Source organism: Rhodanobacter glycinis (assembly GCF_006438785.1).
GTDB classification, from domain to species: Bacteria; Pseudomonadota; Gammaproteobacteria; order Xanthomonadales; family Rhodanobacteraceae; genus Rhodanobacter; species Rhodanobacter glycinis_A.
In genome coordinates this window covers 1,454,871-1,477,100 of sequence record NZ_RCZB01000001.1, presented here as the reverse complement: position 1 = coordinate 1,477,100, position 22,230 = coordinate 1,454,871, and the positions used below count along the sequence as shown (strand labels likewise).

Below are 22,230 nucleotides of genomic sequence, written 5' to 3'. Positions count from 1 at the left end.
CACAAGCAACTGCAGCGACACTGGATGACCAGCTTCACTGCGCTAAACCGCCTCCGGTCTTCGCCGGGGTGGCGGACATGGGGCGGGCGCCACAAGGTGTTCCGCCCCATCTTGTATCCATCCTTTGCAGAGTGAATGAGCGATGAGTCAAACCGTCCCCCAGCCCGTCGACCTGCTGATCGAAGCACGCTGGGTCGTGCCGGTCGAGCCGCACGCGGTGGTGTTGGAGAACCATGCGGTCGTGGTGCAGGGCGACCGCATCGTGGCGTTGCTGCCGATTGCCGATGCGCGCATCGCCTACACGCCGCGCGAGCGTGTCGAGTTACCCGAACACGCGCTGATCCCGGGCCTGATCAATAGTCACACACACAACCCGATGACCCTGCTGCGTGGGCTTGCCGACGACCTGCCGTTGATGGTGTGGCTGCAGCAGCACATCTGGCCGGCCGAGGCGAAGGTGATGGGGCCGGAGTTCGTGCGCGATGGCGTGGAGCTGGCCGTTGCCGAGATGCTGCGTGGCGGCACTACCTGCGCCAACGAAAACTATTTCTTCCCCGACGTGATCGGCGCGACCTATCGGCGCATGGGTTTTCGCGCGGTGGTCGGCCTGCCGGTGATCGAATTCCCGACTGCCTGGGCGAAGAGCCAGGACGAGTATTTCGAGCGCGCCAGCGAGGTGCACGACAGCTTTCTCGGCGACAACCTGGTCAGCACCGCCTTCGCACCGCACGCGCCGTACACGGTGTCGGACGAGAGTTTCGAGCGCATCCGCGTGCTGTCCGACCAGCTCGATATCCCGGTGCACCTGCACACGCACGAGACCGCGCACGAGGTCGAGGACGAGAAGGCCAAGAGCGGCCTGCGCCCGTTCCAGCGTCTGCAGAAGCTGGGTTTGGTCAACGACCGCCTGATCGCCGTGCACATGACCCAGCTGACCGACGGCGAGATCGCCGCCTGCGCCGCCGCCGGCGTGTCGGTCGTGCATTGCCCGGAGTCCAACCTCAAGCTGGCTTCCGGCTTCTGCCCGACAGAGAAACTGCGCCTGGCCGGGGTCAACGTGGCGCTCGGTACCGATGGCTGCGCGTCGAACAACGATCTGGACATGTTCGGCGAGATGCGCACCGCCGCGCTGCTGGCCAAGGCGGTCGCCGGCGACGCGGCAGCGTTCGATGCGGCATTCGCGCTGCGCGCCGCCACCCTCAACGGGGCGAAGGCAATCGGACTGGAAGCGAAGATCGGCTCGATCGAGGTCGGCAAGCAGGCCGACTTCGCCGCCGTGCGGCTGAGCGACCTGGAAACCCAGCCGATGTTCCACGTGATCTCGCAACTGGTCTACGCCACCGGCCGCCATCAGGTCAGCGACGTGTGGATTGCCGGCAGGCACAAACTGGCCGGGCGCGAACTGGTCGATGTCGATACTGCGGCGATCCTGAGCAAGACGCGCGCCTGGCGCGAACGCATTGCTGCCGTCTGAACCGGAGACTTCAATGAATCGCTACCTGATTCTGCTGAACCGTCGGCCCAGCCTTGATCCCGCGATGGTGCCGCTGCACCTGGCGTTTCTGGACGGGCTGCGTGAGGAAGGCCGCGTGGAGCTGTCCGGCGGGTTCAGCGACAAGTCCGGCGGCGCGTACCTGTTGCGCGCGGACGACCTGGCCGAGGCGACCGCGATCGCGCAGCGCGATCCCGCGCATGTCAGCGGCGGCTGGGATATCACGGTGCACGAATGGCTGGCGCATTAAACTCCCGGTGACCATAGAGGATCCCACGATGCAGACCGCGCCCAACGTCAGCCCCGCCGAAATTGCCCGCTTCGACAGCCTGGCCGCGCGCTGGTGGGATCCCGATGGCGAATCGCGACCGCTGCATGACCTCAACCCGGTGCGCGCTGCATATATCGCTGGACGCGTCGACCTGCGTGATGCAAAGGTCGCCGACGTCGGTTGCGGCGGCGGTCTACTCAGCGAAGCGCTGACCCGCGCCGGCGCCAGGGTCACCGGTGTCGATCTGGGCGAGAAGGTGATCGAGATCGCCAGGTTGCACCTGCACGAATCGCACCTCAGCGTCGACTACCGCGTGCTGTCCTCGGCCGAGCTCGCCGACGCCGAGCCGGAAAGTTTCGACGCGGTGTGCTGCATGGAACTGATCGAGCATGTACCCGATCCGGCCGCATTGGTGAATGACCTGGCCGCGATGCTGAAACCCGGCGGCCGGCTGTTCATGTCCACCATCAACCGCACCCCGGCCGCGTTCGGCGCAGCGATCCTGGGCGCGGAATACGTGATGCGCATGCTGCCGCGCGGCACCCATCACTACGCGCAATTCCTGAAGCCGTCCGAACTGGGCCGCCTGCTGCGTCATGCCGGGCTGGAACTGGAAGACGTCTCGGGGCTGGGCTACAACCCGCTCAATCGCAAGGCATGGCTGAGCAAGGTCACCGCGATCAACTACGTGCTCAGCGCCCGCAAACCCGCATGAAACCCCTTCCTGAAAATATCCGGGGCGTGCTGTTCGATCTGGATGGCACCTTGCTCGATAGCGCGCCCGACCTGTACGCCGCCTTGCTCGCGCAGTGCGCGGAAGAGGGCGTACCGCCGCCGCCGTATGCGCCGGTGCGTGAGGTGGTTTCGCGCGGCGCGCGCGCTGTCCTGCGCTGTGCCTTTGCCGATCGCGGCGAGCCGGCACTGGAGGCGCTGACGCCGCGCTACCTGCAGCTGTACCAGGACGTGATGGCACAGCAGACGCAGAGTTTCGAAGGCGTCGACGACCTGCTCGCAAGGATCGAGGCACACGGCCTGCGCTGGGGCATCGTCACCAACAAGGCGGCATTTCTCACCGACGAACTGATCCGGCGCATCGGCTGGGCCGAGCGCGCCAGCGCGGTGGTGTCCGGCGATACCTTGCCGGTGAAGAAACCCGATCCGGCGCCGGTGTTGCTGGCCTGCGAACGCGCCGGCGTGGAGCCTGCGCAGAGCCTGTTTGTCGGCGACGATCGTCGCGACATCCAGGCTGGCGCCGCCGCCGGCCTGTACACGGTTGCGGTGAGCTGGGGTTATCTCGACGGCGGCGACCCGCACAGCTGGGGCGCCGACATCGTGCTGGATCACCCGGCCGAGCTGGCCGGGCTGCTGCAGCTTCAACCGGTCGTCGCATGATCGAGCTGGTCGAACAGAATGCGGTGCTGCAAGGTTTCATCGACAAGTGGCTCGCGGTGCAGCCGCAGCAGCGCGTTGCGCTGGTGTTCGTCGATGGGCGGCGTTATCCCGGCCATGTCGCGCTGGCTGCGCTGGAACAGGAACTGCTTGGCGCTGCCTACGGCATCCGTGAGCCGCAGGTCGCCGCAGCCAAACTCAACTGGTGGGCCGAGGAACTGGCCGGCGCGGCAGCCAGCGGCGGTCGCCATCCGCTGACCCAGGTATTGTTCGACGACGAGCGCGCGCATGCCATCGCCGACGATCTCTGGCTGGCACCAGTGCTGGCCGCGATGGCTCAGCTGGAGCAGGGCACCGCCGCGGATTTCCCCGCACAGCTCGATGCTGCGATGCCACTACACGGCGCACTGGCCGCGCTGGAAACCGCATGGTGGTACGGCGCCGATGTGTCGCCTGCGCGGGCGGCGCGGCTCGCCACGCTCAATCACCTGCTGTACGCGCTGTTACGGCTGGAACAGGACGCCGAGCGCGATCGCCTGCCCCTGCCGATGGCACGGCTGGCCCGGCATGGCTTGAGTCGCACGCAACTGCGCTCACCCAGTGAAGCGCGGGAGCAGGCGGTCAAGGCGCAACTGGACGATTTGCTGGCCAGCTGGCGCGAGTCGGCCACGCTGGCTGGGCCGCTCAGCGTGTTTCGCGCGCTGGAATCGCGTCATGGCAACCAATTGGCCCGACGTGCGGCACACACTGGCGATGCGCTGGCCGTGTTGCAGACGGGACAGCCGCGCACCGGGTTGGTTACTACGCTGCATGCGTGGCAGGCTGCTCGTGCATGGCGCCGGCAACTGACCGAGTCGACCTGAGACGCAGTGTTTCCGTCACGCCACTATTGCGCACCGCTTCGCCTGCCCCAAAATTGATGTGCTTCGCGGCGATCGATTCGCCGATGCCAGGATCCAACGATGCCGAACCAGGAAAATACCGCCCGCCTGCTCCCCGACGTTGCCGTGCACGCGCAGCCCCATCTTGCCGGTGCGCTGGACTGGGTCGGCATGGCCGATATCCAGGTGCCGGTACTGTTTGACGCGGGCGATGGCGAGGTGCAGCGGGCGAGCGCACGGGTCGGTGCTTTCGTCAACCTGAGCCGGCCGGACAAGCGCGGCATCCACATGTCGCGCCTGTATCTGCAGGTCGAGCAGGCGCTTAGCACACAAAAGCTCACCGCCGATTCGCTGCATGCGCTGCTGCGCGGCTTCCTGGACTCGCACAAGGATCTGTCCGACCGCGCCTGCGTGAGCATCCGTTTCGAGCATCTGGTGCGCCGCCCCGCCTTGCGCAGTGCCAACAGCGGCTGGCGCGCGTATCCGGTGTGCATCGAAGCCAGCCTTACCGGTGACGAGTTCCTGCTCGAATTCGGCACCGAAGTGGTTTACTCCTCCACCTGTCCGGCCTCGGCGGCGCTGTCGCGTCAGTTGATCCAGGACCAGTTCGTCAGCGATTTCAGCGCGACTCAGCCGGTTGACCACGCGGCGGTGCTGGCCTGGCTCGGCAGCGAACGCGGCATCGTGGCCACCCCGCATGCCCAGCGCAGCGTGGCGCGCCTGCGCATACGCCTCGTGGCGGGAGCCGGCTTCCAGCTGATCGACTTGATCGACCGCGTCGAACATGCACTGGGCACACCGGTGCAGACCGCGGTGAAGCGCGAGGACGAGCAGGCTTTTGCGCTGGCCAACGGTGGCAACCTGATGTTCTGCGAGGACGCCGCCCGGCGCATCCAGAAGGCGCTGGACGCCGACGGACATCTCAGCGATTTCCACATCCGAGTCGAGCACCAGGAAAGCCTGCACCCGCACGATGCGGTGGCCTATGCCAGCAAGGGTGTGGCTGGAGGCTACGGCTCGACGCCGTGATGTGAGCCCCTTCTCTCCTTCAGGGAGAAGGTTAGGATGATGGGTGGGCGCTCGCGGTAACATTCCATCTTTGCCGAGTTTTCGGCGAACGTCGTGACCTAGCGGCCTCGCTCGCCTGCAAGCGGTCGAGCATCGTGGCCTGGTGTTCGGCATGTCCACGAAACCTGTGATACCGCTGGCTGCACGGGTCCTGCTCGTGCAACGTGTCGGCCTTGCAGGACAGGCCGGGTTCGCGGAAATGCACCTGGTCGTCGATCATGCTCGGCAGCAACCACCGGCCGCTGACGTCGATCACCGATTCCCCGGGTTGGCCATCGAGGTCGCCTCGATGCGGCCATCCTTCACACGCAGGTCGGCGTGGAGGGGGGCGGCCTTCATTGACGAGTTCGGTGTTTTTGACTCAGCCAGTCAGTGGACGTCGGGAGAATCTCCTTGGCAACGGCAATGGGGGTAGTGGAAGTGTTCGGGCACCGGGTCTTCACCACCCGTGCACAATGGCTGGCAGCGTAGTAGCCGCCAGCCAGCCAGCAGGCTGCCGCGCCACGGGCCGAAGCGGGTGACGGCAATCCGTGCATAATCGGAGCAGGTGGGCTGGAACCGACAGCGCGGGCCGAGCAATGGGCTGATCCAGCGCTTGTACAAACGGATCAACCACAGTATCAAATGGGTCAGGACATTCACGTTGCCGGGGCGGCTTGCGGCATGTAGTGGTACAAGTATTCCAGAAGCAGGCTTGCTGGTGTAGAACACATCGGCTATAACACCCGGCCGCCACGGCCAAAAACGGTGAAGGGATATGGCGAAAACGACACGTAGTTCGACCGCCGCCAAGGCGCAGAAAGGGAAGACTCCGGCCAGGGCGCGTGACGCCGGCACCGGCAAGTCGAAGACAACTGCTACAAAGGGGCGGACCGTGAAGAGCGCCAGCAAGACATCTGCAAAGAAAGCCAAGAACAAACCAGTCAGCAAGGCAGCAGCAAGGAAAGTCGTGGCCAAAGCGACCGCTGCCAGAAAGCCGGCCGCCAAGCCGGCGGCCAAGAAAGTCGTCGCCAAACCGCAGGCGAAAAAGGCCAGTCCGGCCAAGAAAGCCGCAGCCAAGAAAGTGGTAATGAAAAAAGTGGCCGCCAAGAAGGTCGCCGTCAAAAAGTCGGCGCCCAGGAAAGCTGCCATCAAGAACACCAAGGTCAAGAACAGCGCCGTCAAGAAATCGGCCGCGAAGCCCACCAAGCCTGTAGCCAAGAAAGCCGCCGCACCGGCCAAGTCGGCGGTGAAGCACGTTGCGAAACCGGTCAGCAAACCGGCCAAGCCAGCCCATGTTGCAGCCAAGTCCGCCGCCAAGCCCGCCGCCAAGCCCGTTCCGGCGCCGGCTCCGGCTCCGGTCGTCAAAAGCGTATCCCCGACACCCGCCAGCACGCTCTTCAAGGGCAAGGTGGCGAGTGCAACCGCCATGGTTACACCGCGAGCCGCTCCGGTTGCCGCGAGTCATGCCTCCTCTCACAAAAATCAGAAAAACTCGTCGTCCTCAATGAATAAACTTGCTACAAAAAAACTCGATAACGGCATCACCCGTGAAGACGGGCGATACGCGCTGCCCTCCACCAGCAACATCACGTTGCCCAAGGGTTATCACCCTTCCAGCAACGAGGAGTACATGAACCCGCAGCACCTGGCCTACTTCCGCAACAAGCTGCGCGACTGGCGCGACCAGTTGGTGGAGGAATCGCGCCAGACCATGGACAACCTGCGTGAGGAGGTGCGTGATGTCGGTGACGAAGCCGAGCGTGCCACTCGCGAAACTGAAAACTCGCTGGAGCTGCGTACCCGCGACCGTTACCGCAAGCTGATCTCCAAGATCGACAAGGCGCTGCGCCGGATCGAGGAAGGCAGCTACGGTTTCTGCGAGGAGACCGACGAGGAAATCGGGGTCGACCGGCTCGACGCACGTCCGATTGCGACGCTGTCGCTGGATGCGCAGGAGCGTCGCGAGCACCTGCAGAAGCAGATGGGCGACTGAGTTCAGCGGGTCATTCGGTAGAACGACAAAGCCCCGCTTCATGCGGGGCTTTGCTTTTCAGCGCCTTGATGTGCGGGTTAGGGAAGGGGGGCGCTCAGGCCAGTGCCTGCTCCGCGTAACCCTTCAGTTTTGCCAGCATCGCGGCCAGACCGTTGGAACGGGTGGGCGAGAGGTGCTTGGCAAGACCAATCGTGGCAATGAACTGCGGCTCGGTGGCGACGATCTCCTGCGCAGAACGATCCGAATACACGCGCAACACCAGCGCGATCAGACCGGAAACGATCGCCGAATCGCTGATCGCCTCGAAGTGCATCCTCGCCGCATTGCCGCTGGGAACCAGCCACACCATCGACTGGCAACCATGCACGCGATAGTCCTCGGTCTTGCATGCTTCCGGAAACGGCGGCAGCTGCTTGCCGAGATCAATCAGGTATTGGTAGCGGTCGGTCCAGTCGCCGAAGAACGCGAATTCCTCGGCGATATCCTGCTGTACCTGTGCGGCGCTGTTGATGGTGATGCTGTTCATGCGGGCATTATCGCGCGGACGAGCTGAATCCGCGCGCGGGCAGTAACTCAACTCTTCTGCACACTCCAGCGCGTGCCTTGGGCGCCATCCTCGATGGCGATGTTCATGGCCGCCAGCTCGTCGCGGATCGCGTCGGCGCGCTTGAAATCGCGGGTGGCGCGGGCGGCGCGGCGCTCTTCCAGCAGTGCGTCGATATGCGCGGCATCCACGACCTGTTCACCGCCGCGCTTGAACCACGCTTCCGCATCCTGCTGCAGCAGCCCGAGCAGGGCGCCGCCACCGAGCAGGGCAGCCTTCGCCTCAGCGGTACCGGACTGACGCGCGGCATCGGCCAGAACGGACAGTTCGGCCAGCGCTTGCGGCGTGTTGAGGTCATCGCACAGGGCCGCCTCGACCCGCTCGGGCACCGGCAAGTCGCCCGCAGGCAGTTTGACATCGGCCAGATCGCGCAGCACGCGATACCAGCCGTCCAGTGTGCTCACCGCTTGCTGGATGGCACTGTCGGACCAATCCAGCGGCTGCCGGTAATGGCCGCTCAACAGCCGTAGTCGCAATGCCTCGGCCGGGTGCAGTTTCAGCAGTTCGTGCACCAGCAGCACGTTGCCCAGCGACTTGGACATCTTGCGGCCGTCGAACGTCAGCATGCCGTTGTGCACCCACCAGCGCGCGAACACCTTGCCGCCATGCGCGCAGGTGGATTGGGCGATCTCGTTCTCGTGGTGCGGGAACAGCAGATCGATGCCGCCAGCATGGATGTCGATGGTGTCGCCCAGATGCGCTGCGCTCATCGCGGAGCATTCGATGTGCCAGCCGGGGCGGCCGATACCCCACGGGCTGTCCCAACCGGGCAGATCCGGTGTGGACGGCTTCCACAGCACGAAATCGCCGGGGCTGCGCTTGTACGGCGCCACTTCGATGCGCGAACCGGCGATCAACTCGTCGGTGTCGCGTCCGGACAGCTCGCCATAGGCGGGAAACGAACTGACATCGAACAGCACGTGTCCCTCGGCGACATAGGCGTGGCCGCTGTCGAGCAGGCTCTCGATCATCGTGATGATCGGGCCGATGTGGGTGGTAGCATGCGGTTCGATGTCCGGCGGAGCCACGCCGAGTCCGGCCATGTCCTCGCGATACGCCTGCGCAAAGCGCTCGGTGATCGTGCCGATCGGTACGCCCTGTTCTTGCGCGGCGGCGTTGATCTTGTCATCGACGTCAGTGATGTTGCGGGCATATATCACGTGCGGGTAGTGCTGGCGCAGCAGCCGGGCCAGCACGTCGAACACGACCGGGCCACGTGCATTGCCGATATGCACGTAGTTGTAGACCGTGGGGCCGCACAGGTACATGGTCACGCGCTCGGGATCGAGCGGGGCGAACGGCTCGGTGCGGCGGGTCAGGCTGTTGTAGAGCGAAATCGGCATCGTGGAATCCGCAGCGTGGGGCCGCGCGAAGGCGGAGCGCGGCCAGCCCGGCATCTTAACAAGGTGTAAGCGCGGTGGAGGGGCCGGGTCGATTCTAAGCGTGTATTCAGCGTGATTTTGCTGGAATGCAGACATTACGTGCATTGGCGCGTCCGATGTTTCTCGATGGGAGGTCGCAATGACCAGGTTATGGCTCTCCGCGCTCGTGTTCGCCTCGATCGCCACCGGCGTCTGCGCACAGGACGTGCGTGGTCCGAACGTTGACGACAATGCCCACTACGGTTGGGCCGATGTTCTGCGCGCCGATCCGGTCCAGGGCATTTCGCGCACGGAAGTGCCGCGCCAGGAATGCTACGAACAGCCGGTGGTACGCCATGAAGGCGGCAACAGCGCGGTAGGTACCGTACTGGGTGCCGTGATCGGCGGCGTGCTGGGCAATACCGTCGGCAAGGGTGATGGCCGCAAGGCTGCCACCGTGGTCGGTGCGGTAGCGGGTGGCGCAGTCGGCAACCGGGTTTCTGATCACGGCAGCGACTATGAAGGCTCGCAGACGCAGTGCCGTCAGGTCAGCGCGATCAGCGAGCAGCGCCGGATCATCGGCTATGACGTGGAATATCGCTACCGCGGCGAGGTCTACACTTCGCGCCTGAACTACGACCCAGGCGAGCGTCTGCGCGTGCGCGTGCAGGTCGACCCGGCCGACTGATCCGTCCCGCCCATCGCCGCCTCAGGGCGGCGATGGTGTTTCTGCCGCCTAATTTCTTGTTGCATGGCAGCGAAATTGTCGCCATCATGCGCACTCGTCACTTGGAATCTGCATGTCCGCAGCCGTCTATACCGCTACCGTACTCACCAGCGCCCGCGCGGCAGCTGGCATGACGTCGCGTGCGCGCCGACCGCTGGATGGATATTCGGCCGGGTAGGCAGTCGCACGCGTTTCATGTGCATGACGAAATAACCCGGCCATCGTGCCGGGTTTTTTGTTTTTGGATTTTGGATTTTGGATTTTGGAGTTATGCATTTCACGCGGATCCCTCCGCGAACCCCCAAACCGGCCAGCTACGGCCGGACTCTTCACCAAGAGCCTCACAACATGACCATCCGTCACTTCATCACCACCCAGGATTACAGCCGCGCCGAGATCGACGCGCTGTTGGAGCAGGCTGCTGCGTTCAAGCGTTCGCCGCGCGGCCAGCAACTGGCCGGCAAGTCCATTGCACTCTTGTTCTTCAACCCGTCGATGCGCACCCGTACCAGCTTCGAGCTGGGCGCGTTCCAGTTGGGTGGCCACGCGATCGTGCTGGCGCCGGGCAAGGACGCGTGGCCGATCGAGTTCGAGGTGGGCAGCGTGATGGACGGCGACACCGAAGAGCACATCGCCGAGGTGGCACGGGTGCTCAGCCGCTACGTCGACCTGATCGCCGTGCGCGCGTTCCCGAAGTTCCAGGACTGGGCGGTGGACCGGCAAGACAAGGTGATCAAGGCGTTCGCGCAGTACGCCACGGTGCCGGTGATCAACATGGAGACGATCACCCATCCCTGCCAGGAGCTGGCCCACGCACTGGCGCTGAAGGAGCATCTCGGCGACCTGCAGAACAGGAAGTACGTGCTCACCTGGACCTATCACCCGAAGCCGCTGAATACCGCAGTAGCGAATTCGGCGCTGCTGATCGCGACCAAGATGGGCATGGACGTGACTTTGCTGTGCCCCACGCCCGATTACGTACTGGACGAGCGCTACATGGCATTTGGCCGTCTGAACGCCGAGCAGAACGGTGGTTCGCTGAAGGTCAGTCACAATATCGAGGAAGCCTATGCCGGCGCCGACGTGGTCTACGCCAAGAGCTGGGGCGCGCTGCCGTTCTTCGGCCGCTGGGAGCAGGAAAAGCCGGTTCGCGAAGCGAGCAGGCACTTCATCGTCGACGAGGCGAAGATGGCGTTGACCAACCACGGCCTGTTCAGCCACTGCCTGCCGCTGCGCCGGAACATCAAGGCCACCGACGCGGTGATGGATTCGCCCGCCTGCATCGCCATCGACGAGGCCGAGAATCGCCTGCACGTGCAGAAGGCGGTGATGGCGGCATTGATCGGGCAGGGCTGAGCAGGACATGTATACGCCGAAGCATTTTGTGGAAACCCGCGTCGAGGCCTTGCACGGGCTGATCCGCGCGTATCCGTTCGCCACGCTGGTGACCCACGCGGCCGACGGGTTGACGGCCAATCACCTGCCGTTCGAACTCGTCGGCGAGGTGCTGCACGGTCATGTCGCCCGCGGCAACGAACTGGCGCAACTGGACGGCGCCGAGGTGCTGCTGGTGTTCCAGGGGCCGGACGGCTACATCAGCCCGAACTGGTATCCGAGCAAGCACGAGACCGGGCGCGAGGTGCCAACCTGGAACTACGCGGTGGTGCACGTGCACGGCCGGCTGCGCGTGATCGACGACGCGGCGTGGCTGCGCCGTCTGCTGGAAACCCTGACCGATCACCATGAGGCGGGCCAGTCGCAGCCGTGGAAGATCAGCGATGCGCCGGACGACCACATCGAGAAGTCGCTGCGCGCTATCGTCGGCCTCGAAGTCGCGGTCGATCGCATCGAGGGCAAGTTCAAGCTGAGCCAGAACCATCCCGCGCGCAACCGTGCCGGCGTGATCGTCGGGCTGCGTGAGCGCGACGGCGATGGCGACGCGGAATTGGCTGCATGGATGACTCAACAAGAGGAATCGAAACCGTGAACCATCAGCATCACTATCGCGTCGAGGTGGAGTGGACCGGCAACCTCGGCAGCGGCACGGACGGCTATCGCAACTACAGCCGCGACCACGTGATCCGCATCGACGGCAAGCCGGCAATCGCCGGTTCCTCCGACCCCACCTTCCGCGGCGATGCCGCGAAGCACAATCCCGAGGACATGCTGGTCACTGCATTGTCGACCTGCCACATGCTGTCCTACCTGCACATGGCCACCGTGGCTGGCGTGGTGGTGACGGCGTATGCCGATGCCGCCGAAGGCACGATGGCCACCGAGGGCAATGGCGGCCGCTTCGTCGAAGTGGTGTTGCGCCCCACGGTGACGATCACTGCCGCCAGCGACCCGGCCAAGGCCGAAGCCACGCACGAGGCGGCGCACCACGCTTGCTTCATCGCCAATTCCGTGAATTTCCCGGTGCGCTGCGAGCCGCGCATCGTCGTCGAATCCGCCTGACCACCCTTCTTTCCAGGATCTGCAAGCCATGAGCAAAGACATCGTCCTCGCCTTCTCCGGCGGCCTCGACACCAGTTTCTGCGTGCCTTATCTGCAGGAGCGCGGCTGGGCCGTGCATACCGTGTTTGCCGATACCGGCGGTGTCGACGCCGAGGAGCGCGCCTTCATCGAGAGCCGCGCGAAGGAGCTTGGCGTGGCCAGCCATGTCACCGTCGATGGCGGCCCGGCGATCTGGTCGGGTTTCGTCAAGCCGTTCGTATGGGCGGGCGAGGGCTATCAGGGCCAATATCCGCTGCTGGTATCCGACCGCTACCTGATCGTCGAGGCCGCGCTCAAGCGCGCCAACGAGCTGGGCACCAAGGTCTTTGCGCACGGTTGCACCGGCATGGGCAACGACCAGGTGCGTTTCGACCTGGCGGTGAAGGCGCTGGGCGACTACCAGATCGTGGCGCCGATCCGCGAGATCCAGAAGGAGCACACGCAGACGCGCGCCTACGAGCAGAAGTATCTGGAAGACCGCGGCTTCGGCGTGCGCGCCAAGCAGCAGGCGTACACCATCAACGAGAACCTGCTCGGCCTGACCATGTCCGGCGGCGAGATCGACAAGTGGCAGGCGCCCGGCGCCGGCGCCGTGGGCTGGTGCAAGCCGCGCGCCGAATGGCCGTCCAAACCGCTGCAGGTGAAGATCGGTTTCGTCAACGGCGAAGCGGTGACCTTTGACGGCGAGAAGATCGCCGGGCACACCATGCTGGCCAAGCTCAACGGCCTGTTCGCGCAGTACGGCGTGGGCCGCGGCCTCTACACCGGCGACACCACGATCGGCCTGAAGGGCCGCATCATTTTCGAGGCGCCGGGCCTGACCGCGTTGCTCACCGCGCACCGTGCGCTGGAAGAGGCCGTGCTCAGCAAGCAGCAGAACCGCTTCAAGCCGGAAGTGGCGCGCAAGTGGGTGGAACTGGTTTACGAGGGCTTCTTCCACGATCCGCTGAAGACCGACCTGGAGGCGTTCCTGGCGTCCAGCCAGTCCACCGTCAACGGCACGGTGACGCTGGAGACGAACGGCGGCAGCGTCGGCGCCGTGGCGGTCGAGTCGAAACACATCCTCAATGCCAAGGGTGCCACCTACGCGCAGTCGGCCGACTGGGGTGTGGAGGAGGCCGAGGGCTTCATCAAGCTGTTCGGCATGAGCAGCACGCTGTGGGCCGAGGTCAATCGCGGATGAGCGCACTGCTCGATGCCACGTTGAAACACCTGGAGGCGCTGGTCGGTTTCGACACGCGCAACCCGCCGCGTGCGATCGACACCGGCGGCATCTTCGACTACCTGCGCGCGCAGTTGCCCGGCTTCACGGTGACGGTGACCGATTTCGGCGCCGGCGCGGTGGCCTTGTGCGCGGTGCGCGGCGAGCCGAAGTACCTGTTCAACGTGCACCTGGACACCGTGCCGGATTCGCCGGCATGGACGGCCGACCCGCATACGCTGCGGATCACCGCCGATCGGGCGATCGGTCTCGGCGCGTGTGACATCAAGGGCGCGGCGGCGGCGCTGCTGGCGGCGGCGAATGCCAGCGATGGCGATCTCGCGCTGCTGTTTTCCACCGACGAGGAGGCGAACGATGCACGCTGCATCGCCGGCTTCCTGCGCGAACCGCATGCCTACGAAGCGGTGATCGTTGCCGAACCCACCAAGGGCGAGGCGGTGCTGGCGCATCGCGGTATCCAGTCGGTGCTGATGCGCTTCGCCGGCCACGCCGGGCATGCATCGGGCGAGCAGAAGCCCAGCGACAGTGCGCTGCACCAGGCCGTGCGCTGGGGTTCGGCAGCACTGGATTTCGTGGCGGCACAGTCGCACGAACGCTTCGGCGGACTCACTGGTTTGCGCTTCAACATCGGCCGCATCGAGGGTGGCATCAAGGCGAACATGATCGCGCCCACGGCGGACGTGCGCTTCGGCTTCCGTTCGCTGCCAACGATGGATCCGGACCAGTTGTTGAAACAGTTCCGCACGCTGGTGGAGCCGCAACCCGCGGAGTTCAGCGAAACCTTCCGCGGCGTCTCGCTGCCGGCCGGCGATACCGCCAACGCCGAGGCGAACCGGCTGGTCGCGCGCGACCTTGCCGACGAGCTGGGCATCCCGGTCGGCAACGCGGTGGATTTCTGGACCGAGGCCGCGCTGTTCTCCGACGCCGGCTACACCGCCTTCGTCTACGGCCCCGGCGACATCGCGCAGGCGCACAGTGCCGACGAATGGGTCGCGCTCGATCAATTGCAGCAGTACGCAGAAACCATCTACCGGATCGTCGAACGTGGAAACGCATAAGCACACCCGCAAGACCATCGTGCGCCTGCTTTCGAGCATGGGTAGCGCGAAGGAAATCCAGCAGTACCTCAAGCGTTTCTCGGAGATCGACGCCAAGCGTTTCGCGGTGGTGAAGGTGGGCGGTGCGGTGTTGCGCGACGAGCTGCCTGATCTCGCCTCGTCGCTGACCTTCCTGCAGCAGGTGGGGCTGACCCCGATCGTGCTGCATGGTGCCGGTCCGCAGCTGGACGAGGAGCTGGCTGCCGCCGGCATCGAGAAGCAGACCGTGGGCGGCCTGCGCGTGACTTCGCCGAAGGCGCTGGGCATCGTGCGCCGCGTGTTCCAGCAGCAGAACCTGAAGCTGGTCGAGGCGCTGCAGTCGATGGACACCCGCGCCACCTCGGTGGCGACCGGCGTGTTCATGGCCAGCTACCTGGATCGCGATGTCTACGGCATGGTCGGCAGGGTCGACAGCATCAACCTGGCGCCGATCGAGGCCAGCCTGCGCGCGAACTCGATCCCGGTGATCGCCAGCCTCGGTGAGACCGACGAAGGACAGATCCTCAACATCAACGCCGATTTCGCCGCGAACGAACTGGTGCGCGTGCTGCAGCCGTACAAGATTGTCTTCCTCACCGGCACCGGCGGCCTGCTCGACGAACAGGGCAAGCTGATCGATTCGATCAACCTCAGCACCGAGTTCGAGCACCTGATGGCGCAGCCGTGGATCAACGGTGGCATGCGGTTGAAGATCGAGCAGATCGCCGACCTGCTGGCTGACCTGCCGTTGACCTCGTCGGTGTCGATCACCCGGCCGTCCGAATTGGCCAAGGAGCTGTTCACCCACAAGGGTTCGGGCACCCTGGTTCGGCGCGGCGAGAAGGTGCTGCGCTTCGATTCGTGGGACGGCGTGGATGGCGCACGCATGCGTGAGCTGATCGAGTCGAGCTTCGGCCGCACGCTGGTGCCGGATTATTTCGAACGCACCCGGCCGTTGCGCATCTACGTGAGCGAAAACTATCGCGCCGCGATGATCCTCACCGAAGAAGACGGCCTTCCCTATCTCGACAAGTTCGCCGTGCTCGACGATGCCCAGGGCGAAGGCCTGGGACGCGCGGTGTGGCAGGTGATGCGCGAGGAGACCCCGCAACTGTTCTGGCGTTCGCGGCACGGCAACCCGGTCAATCCCTTCTATTACGCCGAATCGGACGGTTGCATCAAGCAGCCGCACTGGAAGGTGTTCTGGTACGGCATCGACGACCTCGACACCATCGCCCGCTGCGTGGCGCACTGCGCACAACGGCAACCGACACTGACGGATTGAACCATGGACACGAACAGCAAAAGTATCGGCATCGTCGGTGCGCGCGGGCATACCGGCACGGAGTTGATTCGTCTGATCGCAGCGCATCCGGCGTTGACGTTGAGCTTCGTGTCGTCGCGTGAGCTGGATGGTCAGCGCGTTGACGCACACGTGCCGGAGTATCGCGGTGAGCTGCGTTACAGCGCGCCGGCCCACGAGGATCTGCCCAAGCTCGGTGCGGACGTGGTGATCCTGGCGTTGCCCAATGGCAAGGCCGCCGCCTGCGTGGCGGCATTCGATGGTGCCGGTGTCGACCCGCTGATCCTTGACCTCTCCGCCGACTACCGTTTCGATCCGGCCTGGTATTACGGCTTGCCTGAGCTGATGCGCGAGCAATGGCGTGGCCAGCGGCGCATCAGCAACCCGGGCTGCTACGCCACGGCGATGCAGCTGTCGATCGCGCCGTTGAAGGATCTGCTGGCGGCGCCGCCGGTGTGCTTCGGCGTGTCGGGCTATTCCGGCGCAGGCACCACGCCGTCGGACAAGAATGATCCGGACAAGCTGCGCGACAACCTGATGCCGTATGCGCTCACCGGGCACATGCACGAGAAGGAAGCCTCGTTCCGGCTCGGCGTGCCGGTGGAATTCATGCCGCACGTGGCACCGCATTTTCGCGGGCTCACCGTCACCACCAACCTTTATCTCAGCCGCCCGCTGAAGCGTGAGGATGTGCTGCAGCGCTTTCACTCGGCGTACGACGGCGAGAAGCTGGTCCGCGTGACCGACGAAGCACCATGGGTCAGCCGCATCGCCCATCGGCACCACGCCGAGATCGGCGGCTTCACGCTTTCCGCGGATGGCAAGCGCGTGGTGATCGTGGCGACGCTGGACAACCTGCTGAAGGGCGCAGCGACTCAGGCCATGCAGAACATCAACCGTGCCATCGGTGTGGACGAATACACCGCCATTCCGTTGTGAACGACCCATCCAGGACATCACCATGACCCAGCCGCTCTGGCAAAAATCCGGCGTGCAGATCGACGCGAAGATCATGCAGTTCCTCGCCGGCGACGACGTGCTGCTGGATCGCGAATTCTTCCTGCACGACATCACCGCCAGCAAGGCGCATGTCGAGGGGTTGGCTCACATCGGCGTGGTCAGTGCCGACGAGGCGATGGCGCTGAAGCGTGAACTGGATGCGCTGGCCGGGGACTTTCGCAGCGGCGCGTTCGTGCTCGACGATCGCTACGAGGACGGCCATTCGGCGATCGAGGCACGGCTCACCGAACGGCTCGGCGATGCCGGCCGCCGCGTGCACACCGGGCGCAGCCGCAATGACCAGATCCTGGTCGCCACACGGCTGTGGCTGAAGGAGCAGCTGGCCACGCTGCAGGCGCATTGCCGCGCCATCGCGCAGGTCTGTCTGGATCGCGCGGCGCAGCCAGCCGTGCCGTTGCCCGGCTACACCCACCTGCAGCGCGCCGTGGTGTCGTCCACCGCGATGTGGTTTGCCGGGTTTGCCGAGGGTTTCATCGACAACGCGCTGCGCGCGCAGCAGACGTCAACGTGGATCGATGCGAATCCGCTCGGCACGGCTGCCGGCTACGGCGTCAACCTCAAGCTGGATCGCGAGCACACCACGCAGGTACTCGGTTTCGCACGCATGCAGATCTCGCCGGTCTACGCGCAGCTTTCGCGCGGCAAGTTCGAGATGGCGGTGCTGGAAGCGATCGCCAGCGCGCTGCTCGACTTGCGCCGGCTGGCGTGGGATCTGTCGCTGTTCACCACGGCCGAATTCAACTTCGTGAAGCTGCCGGGCGAGTACACCACCGGCAGCTCGATCATGCCGAACAAGCGCAACCCCGACGTGGTCGAGCTGCTGCGCGCCAGCTATGCCAGCGTCGCCGCGGCGCGTACCGAGATCGAGCAGTTGCTGTCGCTGCCGTCGGGCTATCAGCGTGACCTGCAGTTTTCCAAGGGTTCGCTGTTCCATGGTTGTCGCCATGGCTTGGCTGCACTGGAACTGGTGCCGGACCTGCTGGCACGGATGGAGTGGAATGAGCGCGCCATGCGCGCCGCGATCGAGCCGGCGATGTACGCCACCGACGTGGCGATCGAGCAGGCTGCCGCCGGCGTGCCGTTCCGCGACGCCTATCGCGCGGCGGCGGAAACCGCTGCATCTGCGGGGCAGGGGCGCACACCGGAATGCAGCCTCGCTGCGCGGGTGTCGCCAGGCGCTGGGCACGATCTGCGGCTGGACGAATTGCGCGGGCGCCTGCGCGCGCTCGATGACTGAGCGGAGCCATCGGCATGGCGGCGATCATCCCGGAAAATGCACACGCTGGCCTGCCCGAGCAGGCGTTGCCGCGATGGCGCCGAGCCGTGCTGAAAGTCGGCAGCAACCTGCTCGCCGCCGACGGCGGTGGTCTCACGCTGCGCTACGCCGACGCACTGGCCGGGTTCATCGCCGCCAGCCAGGCCGATGGGCGTCAGGTCGTGCTGGTGTCCTCCGGCGCGGTGGCGGCGGGGCGCGCGTTGTTGCGTCAGCATGCGGCGGACGGCAGCGGTCTCGCAGCGCGACAGGCGTTGGCCGCGCTGGGCCAGGCGCCGATGATCGCGTTGTGGCAGTCGCTGTCCGCGCGGCCGGTGGCGCAGGTGCTGCTCACCCATGACGACCTGCGCAACCGTCGCCGCTACCTCAACGCTCGCGCCACCCTGCGCGAGCTGCTGACGCTGGATGTGCTGCCGGTGGTGAACGAAAACGACACCGTGGCGGTGGACGAACTGAAGCTCGGCGACAACGACAATCTCGCCGCCATCGTCGCCGCGCTGGTCGATGCGGACCTGCTGCTGATCGCGTCCGATGTCGATGCGCTGTACAGCGCCGACCCGCGCCGCGATCCGGCGGCCACACCGATCGGCCACGTTGCCGCGCTGACGCCCCAGATCCTTGCCATGGCCGGCGGCAGCGGCAGTGCGGGTGGCACCGGCGGCATGCGTACCAAACTGGAGGCGGCGACCAAGGCTGCGGCGGCAGGCACTCCCACCGCGTTGTTCAGCGGCCGCGACGCCGCGACTGTGCAGGCGCTGCAGCACGGTCGCCTGCACGGCACTCTGATCGCCGCCGCGTCCAGCCGTATGCAGGCGCGCAAGTACTGGCTGCGGCACGCGCCGGCTGCGCCGGGGCGTATCCGCGTCGACGCCGGTGCCGCAAGCGCATTGGCCGGTGGCCGTGTCTCGCTGCTGCCAGGCGGCGTGCTCGGTGTGGATGGCGAGTTCCATCGCGGCGATCTGGTCGAGATTGTCGATGCCGATGGGCGACCCGTCGCGCGCGGTCTCAGCCAATACGGTGCCGCCGAGGTGCGCCGACTGGCCGGTCGTCACAGCCGCGAGATCGACGGTGTGCTCGGCTACAGCTATGGTGCCGAAGTGGTGCATCGCGACGATCTCGTCACCGTGGGCGAGCACGTCATGCCCGGCAAGGAGACCACCGCATGAACACCATTCGCGAACAGGCGCTAGCTTGCCGTGACGCCGCGCAGGTCGTCGCCGCGCTCGACAGCACGGCCAAGCGTGCGCTGTTGCGCGACATGGCGGCGGCGCTGGAAGCGCAGACCGCTGCGGTGCTGGATGCAAATACGCGCGACATGGCGGACGCCGAGGCGAAGGGCATGCAGGGAGCCATGCTCGATCGCCTGCGGCTGGATGAAGCTCGTGTGGTCAGCATCGCGAACGCGCTGCGCGAGGTGGCCGAGCTGGCCGATCCGGTGGGGGTGGTGACACGCCGCGAGACCCGGCCCAACGGTTTGTCGGTCGAACGCGTGCGCATTCCGCTTGGGGTGATCGCGATGATCTACGAGGCGCGTCCGAACGTCACCGCCGATGCGGCCGCGCTGTGCCTGATGGCCGGCAACGGCGTAATCCTGCGCGGCGGGTCCGAGGCAATCCATTCCAACACGGCGATCGCCGCCGCCTTGAAATCGGCATTGCAAGCACACGGTGTGCCGGTTGCCGCGCTGTCCCTGGTCGAAGATCTGCGCCGCGAGACGATGGTCGAGCTGCTGCAGCTGAGCGACATCGTCGACCTGGCGATTCCGCGTGGCGGCGAAGGCCTGATTCGTTTCGTCGCCGAACACGCGCGCGTGCCGGTGATCAAGCACTACAAGGGCGTCTGCCACCTGTACGTGGACCGCGCCGCCGACCTCGACCTGGCGCTGAATCTGCTGATCGACGGCAAGACCTCGCGCCCCGGCGTGTGCAACGCGCTGGAGACACTGCTGGTGCATCGCGACGTCGCCGAAGCGTTCCTGCCGCAGGCGGCACAGGCATTGCGCGAGCGGGGTGTCGAACTGCGCGGCGACGAACGCAGCCGCACGCTGATACCCGACATGCAGGCCACCAGCGATGACGACTACGCCGCCGAATTCCTCGACCTGATCCTCGCCGTGCGCGTAGTCGACAATCTCGACGACGCCATCGCCCACATCCGCCGCTACGGCTCCGACCACACCGAAGTCATCGCCACCGCCGACGAATCCGCCGCGCAACGCTTCGTGCAGGCGATTCGGTCGGCCGTAGTGATGATCAACGCGTCCTCACGCTTCAGCGACGGTGGCGAGCTGGGCCTGGGCGCCGAAATCGGCATCTCCACCACGCGCCTGCATGCGTACGGTCCTATGGGCGCCGAGGCGCTCACGGTGGAGCGCTTCGTGGTGCGCGGGGAAGGGCAGGTGCGGCATCCGCAGAGTCGGGTCTGAACCCTCGTCGATAAAGGACGGGGGTGGCTGCGCCGTCGCCCGAGCTCCATCATCGTCATGAAAGCGCCGTCGCGGGCGCTTTTTTTATGGGCGGCAGAGTCGAAAGAGCCGTGCCTGGCATCGTCAACGTCATACCCCGGCAACACCGGCTGCGCAGGATGTGGGGCTATCCACCCACCCGGAGATGTCGTGATGAAGTCGAAGCTCTGTTTGACGGTGTTGGCCGCGCTGGTCGCGGCCGGCAATGCCCAGGCCAGCGTGGATCTCGTGGCCACGGGCCAGATCGACGGTCATCTGCGCGACCGCTCGCCGCAGGCGGCTGCGGCGCTGGAGAACGGCGTGCCGGGCAACCTGCTTGGCGGTATCGGTTCGGGCCTGGCCTACGCCGGCTGCGACACCTTTCTGGCGCTGCCCGACCGCGGCCCCAACGCCACGCCGTACAACCGCTGGGTCGACGACACCGCGTCCTACATCGACCGTTTCCATACCCTGCAGATGCAATTGGCGCCGAACCCGGCCGGCAGCGCGCTGCCGTTCTCGCTGACCCCGCGGTTGCGCGATACCACCTTGCTGTCGGACCGCTCCTACCTGTATTACGGCGACGGTCGCAGCGTCGATCTGCCGGATGGCCGCCCACGCCTGGATCATCCGTTCCGTCACTACTTCACCGGCCGTTCGGACAACGCGGTGCCATCGATGAACTCGGGCTGGCCGCTCGATGCGCGGCTGGATCCGGAAAGCATCCGCGTCAGCGCCGACGGCGATACCGTGTACATCTCCGACGAATACGGCCCCTACGTGTATGCGTTCGACCGCAAGTCCGGCCAGCGCACGGCGGCCTACCCGCTGCCCGCCATGTTCTACGTGCCGAAGGTGGCGCCGGTGGGCGACGACGAGATTGCGCTGAACACCGTCGGCCGCCTCGCCAACAAGGGCATGGAAGGCTTGGCGATCACGCCGGACGGCCACACCCTCTACGGCGCGATGCAGAGCCCGCTGCTGCAGGACGGCGGCAAGAATGGCAGCGTCACCCGCATCGTGAAGATCGACCTGCGCACGCGCAAGGTCTCGCAGTACGCGTACGCCCTCACCAATATCGGCAAGGCGAGCAAGCCCAAGTACGGCACGATCAGCGAGATCGTGGCGGTCAACGATCACCAGCTGCTGGTCGACGAGCGCGACGGCAACGGCTTCGGCGACGGTTCGGAGGCCGCCTTCAAGCACCTGTTCCTGATCGATCTGGGCGATGCGCAGGACGTCAGCCAGCTGCAAGGCGAAGCCGAACTGGTTCCCGCCGCGGTGCCCAAGGCCGACTTCCTCGACGTGGTCGCCATGCTCGGCGAGCACGGCATCGCGCCGGCGGACGTGCCGGCCAAGCTGGAAGGCGTGGCGTTCGGCCCGGACATCGAGCAGGACGGCAAGCATCGGCACACGCTGTTCCTCGGTACCGACAACGACTTCCTGCCCACCGTCACCGACGACCTGCACCCGCAGGGCGCAGAGAACCCGAACCGCTTCTACGTGTTCGCCTTCGACGCGCAGGACCTGCCCGGCTACCAGCCGCAGCGCTTCGAGCATTTGCGCTGCCACGGTCACTGAGTAGGAGGAAGACCTGCCCTGCCGGGAGCCTCGTCGTGCTCCCGGTCG

At 65.6% G+C, this 22,230-nt stretch carries 22 protein-coding genes; 19 read left to right on the top strand and 3 right to left on the bottom strand.

What is annotated here, in order from left to right; translation table 11 throughout:
- The first annotated feature begins 142 nt into the window (after window positions 1-142).
- From EAH75_RS07075 to folE2, 6 genes are all read left to right on the top strand, one after another.
- Complete coding sequence (locus EAH75_RS07075) at window positions 143-1,474, top strand: TRZ/ATZ family hydrolase (protein ID WP_140650097.1); 1,332 nt, start codon at window positions 143-145, stop codon at window positions 1,472-1,474.
- Window positions 1,475-1,487: 13 nt separating this feature from the next.
- Window positions 1,488-1,742 carry a YciI family protein gene (locus EAH75_RS07070; protein ID WP_140650099.1) on the top strand — a complete coding sequence of 85 codons (255 nt, stop codon included), beginning with the start codon at window positions 1,488-1,490 and terminating at the stop codon, window positions 1,740-1,742.
- Between the two features lie 28 nt (window positions 1,743-1,770).
- On the top strand, window positions 1,771-2,478 hold the full coding sequence (ubiG, locus tag EAH75_RS07065) for a bifunctional 2-polyprenyl-6-hydroxyphenol methylase/3-demethylubiquinol 3-O-methyltransferase UbiG (RefSeq protein WP_140650102.1): 708 nt from the start codon (window positions 1,771-1,773) through the stop codon (window positions 2,476-2,478).
- Window positions 2,475-3,155 carry a phosphoglycolate phosphatase gene (gph, locus tag EAH75_RS07060; protein ID WP_140650104.1) on the top strand — a complete coding sequence of 227 codons (681 nt, stop codon included), beginning with the start codon at window positions 2,475-2,477 and terminating at the stop codon, window positions 3,153-3,155. The genes ubiG and gph overlap by 4 nt, the downstream gene beginning before the upstream one ends.
- Window positions 3,152-4,015, top strand: a complete 864-nt coding sequence (locus tag EAH75_RS07055; protein WP_140650106.1) for a phytoene synthase — start codon at window positions 3,152-3,154, stop codon at window positions 4,013-4,015. Before gph ends, EAH75_RS07055 begins: the two co-directional genes overlap by 4 nt.
- 99 nt (window positions 4,016-4,114) lie before the next feature.
- Complete coding sequence (gene folE2, locus EAH75_RS07050; protein ID WP_140650108.1) at window positions 4,115-5,062, top strand: GTP cyclohydrolase FolE2; 948 nt, start codon at window positions 4,115-4,117, stop codon at window positions 5,060-5,062.
- Window positions 5,063-5,470: 408 nt separating this feature from the next.
- Here folE2 and yidD read toward each other — a convergent pair whose 3' ends face one another.
- Window positions 5,471-5,743: a membrane protein insertion efficiency factor YidD gene (gene yidD, locus EAH75_RS07045; protein WP_170212222.1), complete on the bottom strand. Its 273-nt coding sequence runs from the start codon at window positions 5,741-5,743 to the stop codon at window positions 5,471-5,473.
- Between the two features lie 115 nt (window positions 5,744-5,858).
- On the opposite strand from yidD, the gene dksA reads away from it, so the two are divergent.
- Complete coding sequence (gene dksA / locus EAH75_RS19920; RefSeq protein ID WP_240046168.1) at window positions 5,859-7,076, top strand: RNA polymerase-binding protein DksA; 1,218 nt, start codon at window positions 5,859-5,861, stop codon at window positions 7,074-7,076.
- Between the two features lie 94 nt (window positions 7,077-7,170).
- On the opposite strand, the gene EAH75_RS07030 is transcribed toward dksA, so the two are convergent.
- Both EAH75_RS07030 and cysS read right to left on the bottom strand, forming a co-directional pair.
- Window positions 7,171-7,602: a SufE family protein gene (locus tag EAH75_RS07030; RefSeq protein ID WP_140650110.1), complete on the bottom strand. Its 432-nt coding sequence runs from the start codon at window positions 7,600-7,602 to the stop codon at window positions 7,171-7,173.
- A 47-nt stretch (window positions 7,603-7,649) separates the two neighbouring features.
- The gene (gene cysS / locus EAH75_RS07025) at window positions 7,650-9,023 is read right to left on the bottom strand and encodes a cysteine--tRNA ligase (protein ID WP_140650112.1); all 1,374 of its coding nucleotides are present in this window, start codon (window positions 9,021-9,023) and stop codon (window positions 7,650-7,652) included.
- Window positions 9,024-9,201: 178 nt separating this feature from the next.
- On the opposite strand from cysS, the gene EAH75_RS07020 reads away from it, so the two are divergent.
- The 12 genes from EAH75_RS07020 (at window position 9,202) to EAH75_RS06965 (ending at window position 22,182) form a co-directional block, all read left to right on the top strand.
- Entirely contained in the window at window positions 9,202-9,729 is a 528-nt protein-coding gene (locus tag EAH75_RS07020) for a glycine zipper 2TM domain-containing protein (protein WP_140650114.1), read from the top strand.
- Between the two features lie 387 nt (window positions 9,730-10,116).
- A complete protein-coding gene (locus EAH75_RS07015) occupies window positions 10,117-11,124 on the top strand; it encodes an N-acetylornithine carbamoyltransferase (protein WP_140650117.1) in 1,008 nt (335 codons plus the stop codon).
- Window positions 11,125-11,131: 7 nt separating this feature from the next.
- Window positions 11,132-11,755 carry an FMN-binding negative transcriptional regulator gene (locus EAH75_RS07010; RefSeq protein ID WP_140650119.1) on the top strand — a complete coding sequence of 208 codons (624 nt, stop codon included), beginning with the start codon at window positions 11,132-11,134 and terminating at the stop codon, window positions 11,753-11,755.
- Complete coding sequence (locus EAH75_RS07005) at window positions 11,752-12,225, top strand: OsmC family protein (protein ID WP_140650121.1); 474 nt, start codon at window positions 11,752-11,754, stop codon at window positions 12,223-12,225. The genes EAH75_RS07010 and EAH75_RS07005 overlap by 4 nt, the downstream gene beginning before the upstream one ends.
- A 28-nt stretch (window positions 12,226-12,253) precedes the next feature.
- On the top strand, window positions 12,254-13,447 hold the full coding sequence (locus tag EAH75_RS07000) for an argininosuccinate synthase (RefSeq protein WP_140650123.1): 1,194 nt from the start codon (window positions 12,254-12,256) through the stop codon (window positions 13,445-13,447).
- Window positions 13,444-14,544 carry an acetylornithine deacetylase gene (locus EAH75_RS06995; protein WP_140650125.1) on the top strand — a complete coding sequence of 367 codons (1,101 nt, stop codon included), beginning with the start codon at window positions 13,444-13,446 and terminating at the stop codon, window positions 14,542-14,544. Before EAH75_RS07000 ends, EAH75_RS06995 begins: the two co-directional genes overlap by 4 nt.
- 37 nt (window positions 14,545-14,581) lie before the next feature.
- Window positions 14,582-15,847 (top strand): acetylglutamate kinase, encoded by a 1,266-nt coding sequence (locus tag EAH75_RS06990; protein ID WP_240046174.1) that lies wholly within the window; start codon window positions 14,582-14,584, stop codon window positions 15,845-15,847.
- 3 nt (window positions 15,848-15,850) lie between these two features.
- The gene (gene argC, locus EAH75_RS06985; protein WP_140650129.1) at window positions 15,851-16,804 is read left to right on the top strand and encodes an N-acetyl-gamma-glutamyl-phosphate reductase; all 954 of its coding nucleotides are present in this window, start codon (window positions 15,851-15,853) and stop codon (window positions 16,802-16,804) included.
- Window positions 16,805-16,826: 22 nt separating this feature from the next.
- Window positions 16,827-18,122, top strand: a complete 1,296-nt coding sequence (gene argH / locus EAH75_RS06980; protein ID WP_140804900.1) for an argininosuccinate lyase — start codon at window positions 16,827-16,829, stop codon at window positions 18,120-18,122.
- Between the two features lie 14 nt (window positions 18,123-18,136).
- A complete protein-coding gene (gene proB / locus EAH75_RS06975) occupies window positions 18,137-19,324 on the top strand; it encodes a glutamate 5-kinase (protein ID WP_140804898.1) in 1,188 nt (395 codons plus the stop codon).
- Entirely contained in the window at window positions 19,321-20,583 is a 1,263-nt protein-coding gene (locus tag EAH75_RS06970; RefSeq protein ID WP_140650135.1) for a glutamate-5-semialdehyde dehydrogenase, read from the top strand. Before proB ends, EAH75_RS06970 begins: the two co-directional genes overlap by 4 nt.
- 192 nt (window positions 20,584-20,775) lie before the next feature.
- A complete protein-coding gene (locus EAH75_RS06965) occupies window positions 20,776-22,182 on the top strand; it encodes an esterase-like activity of phytase family protein (RefSeq protein WP_140650137.1) in 1,407 nt (468 codons plus the stop codon).
- The last annotated feature ends 48 nt before the right edge of the window (window positions 22,183-22,230 follow it).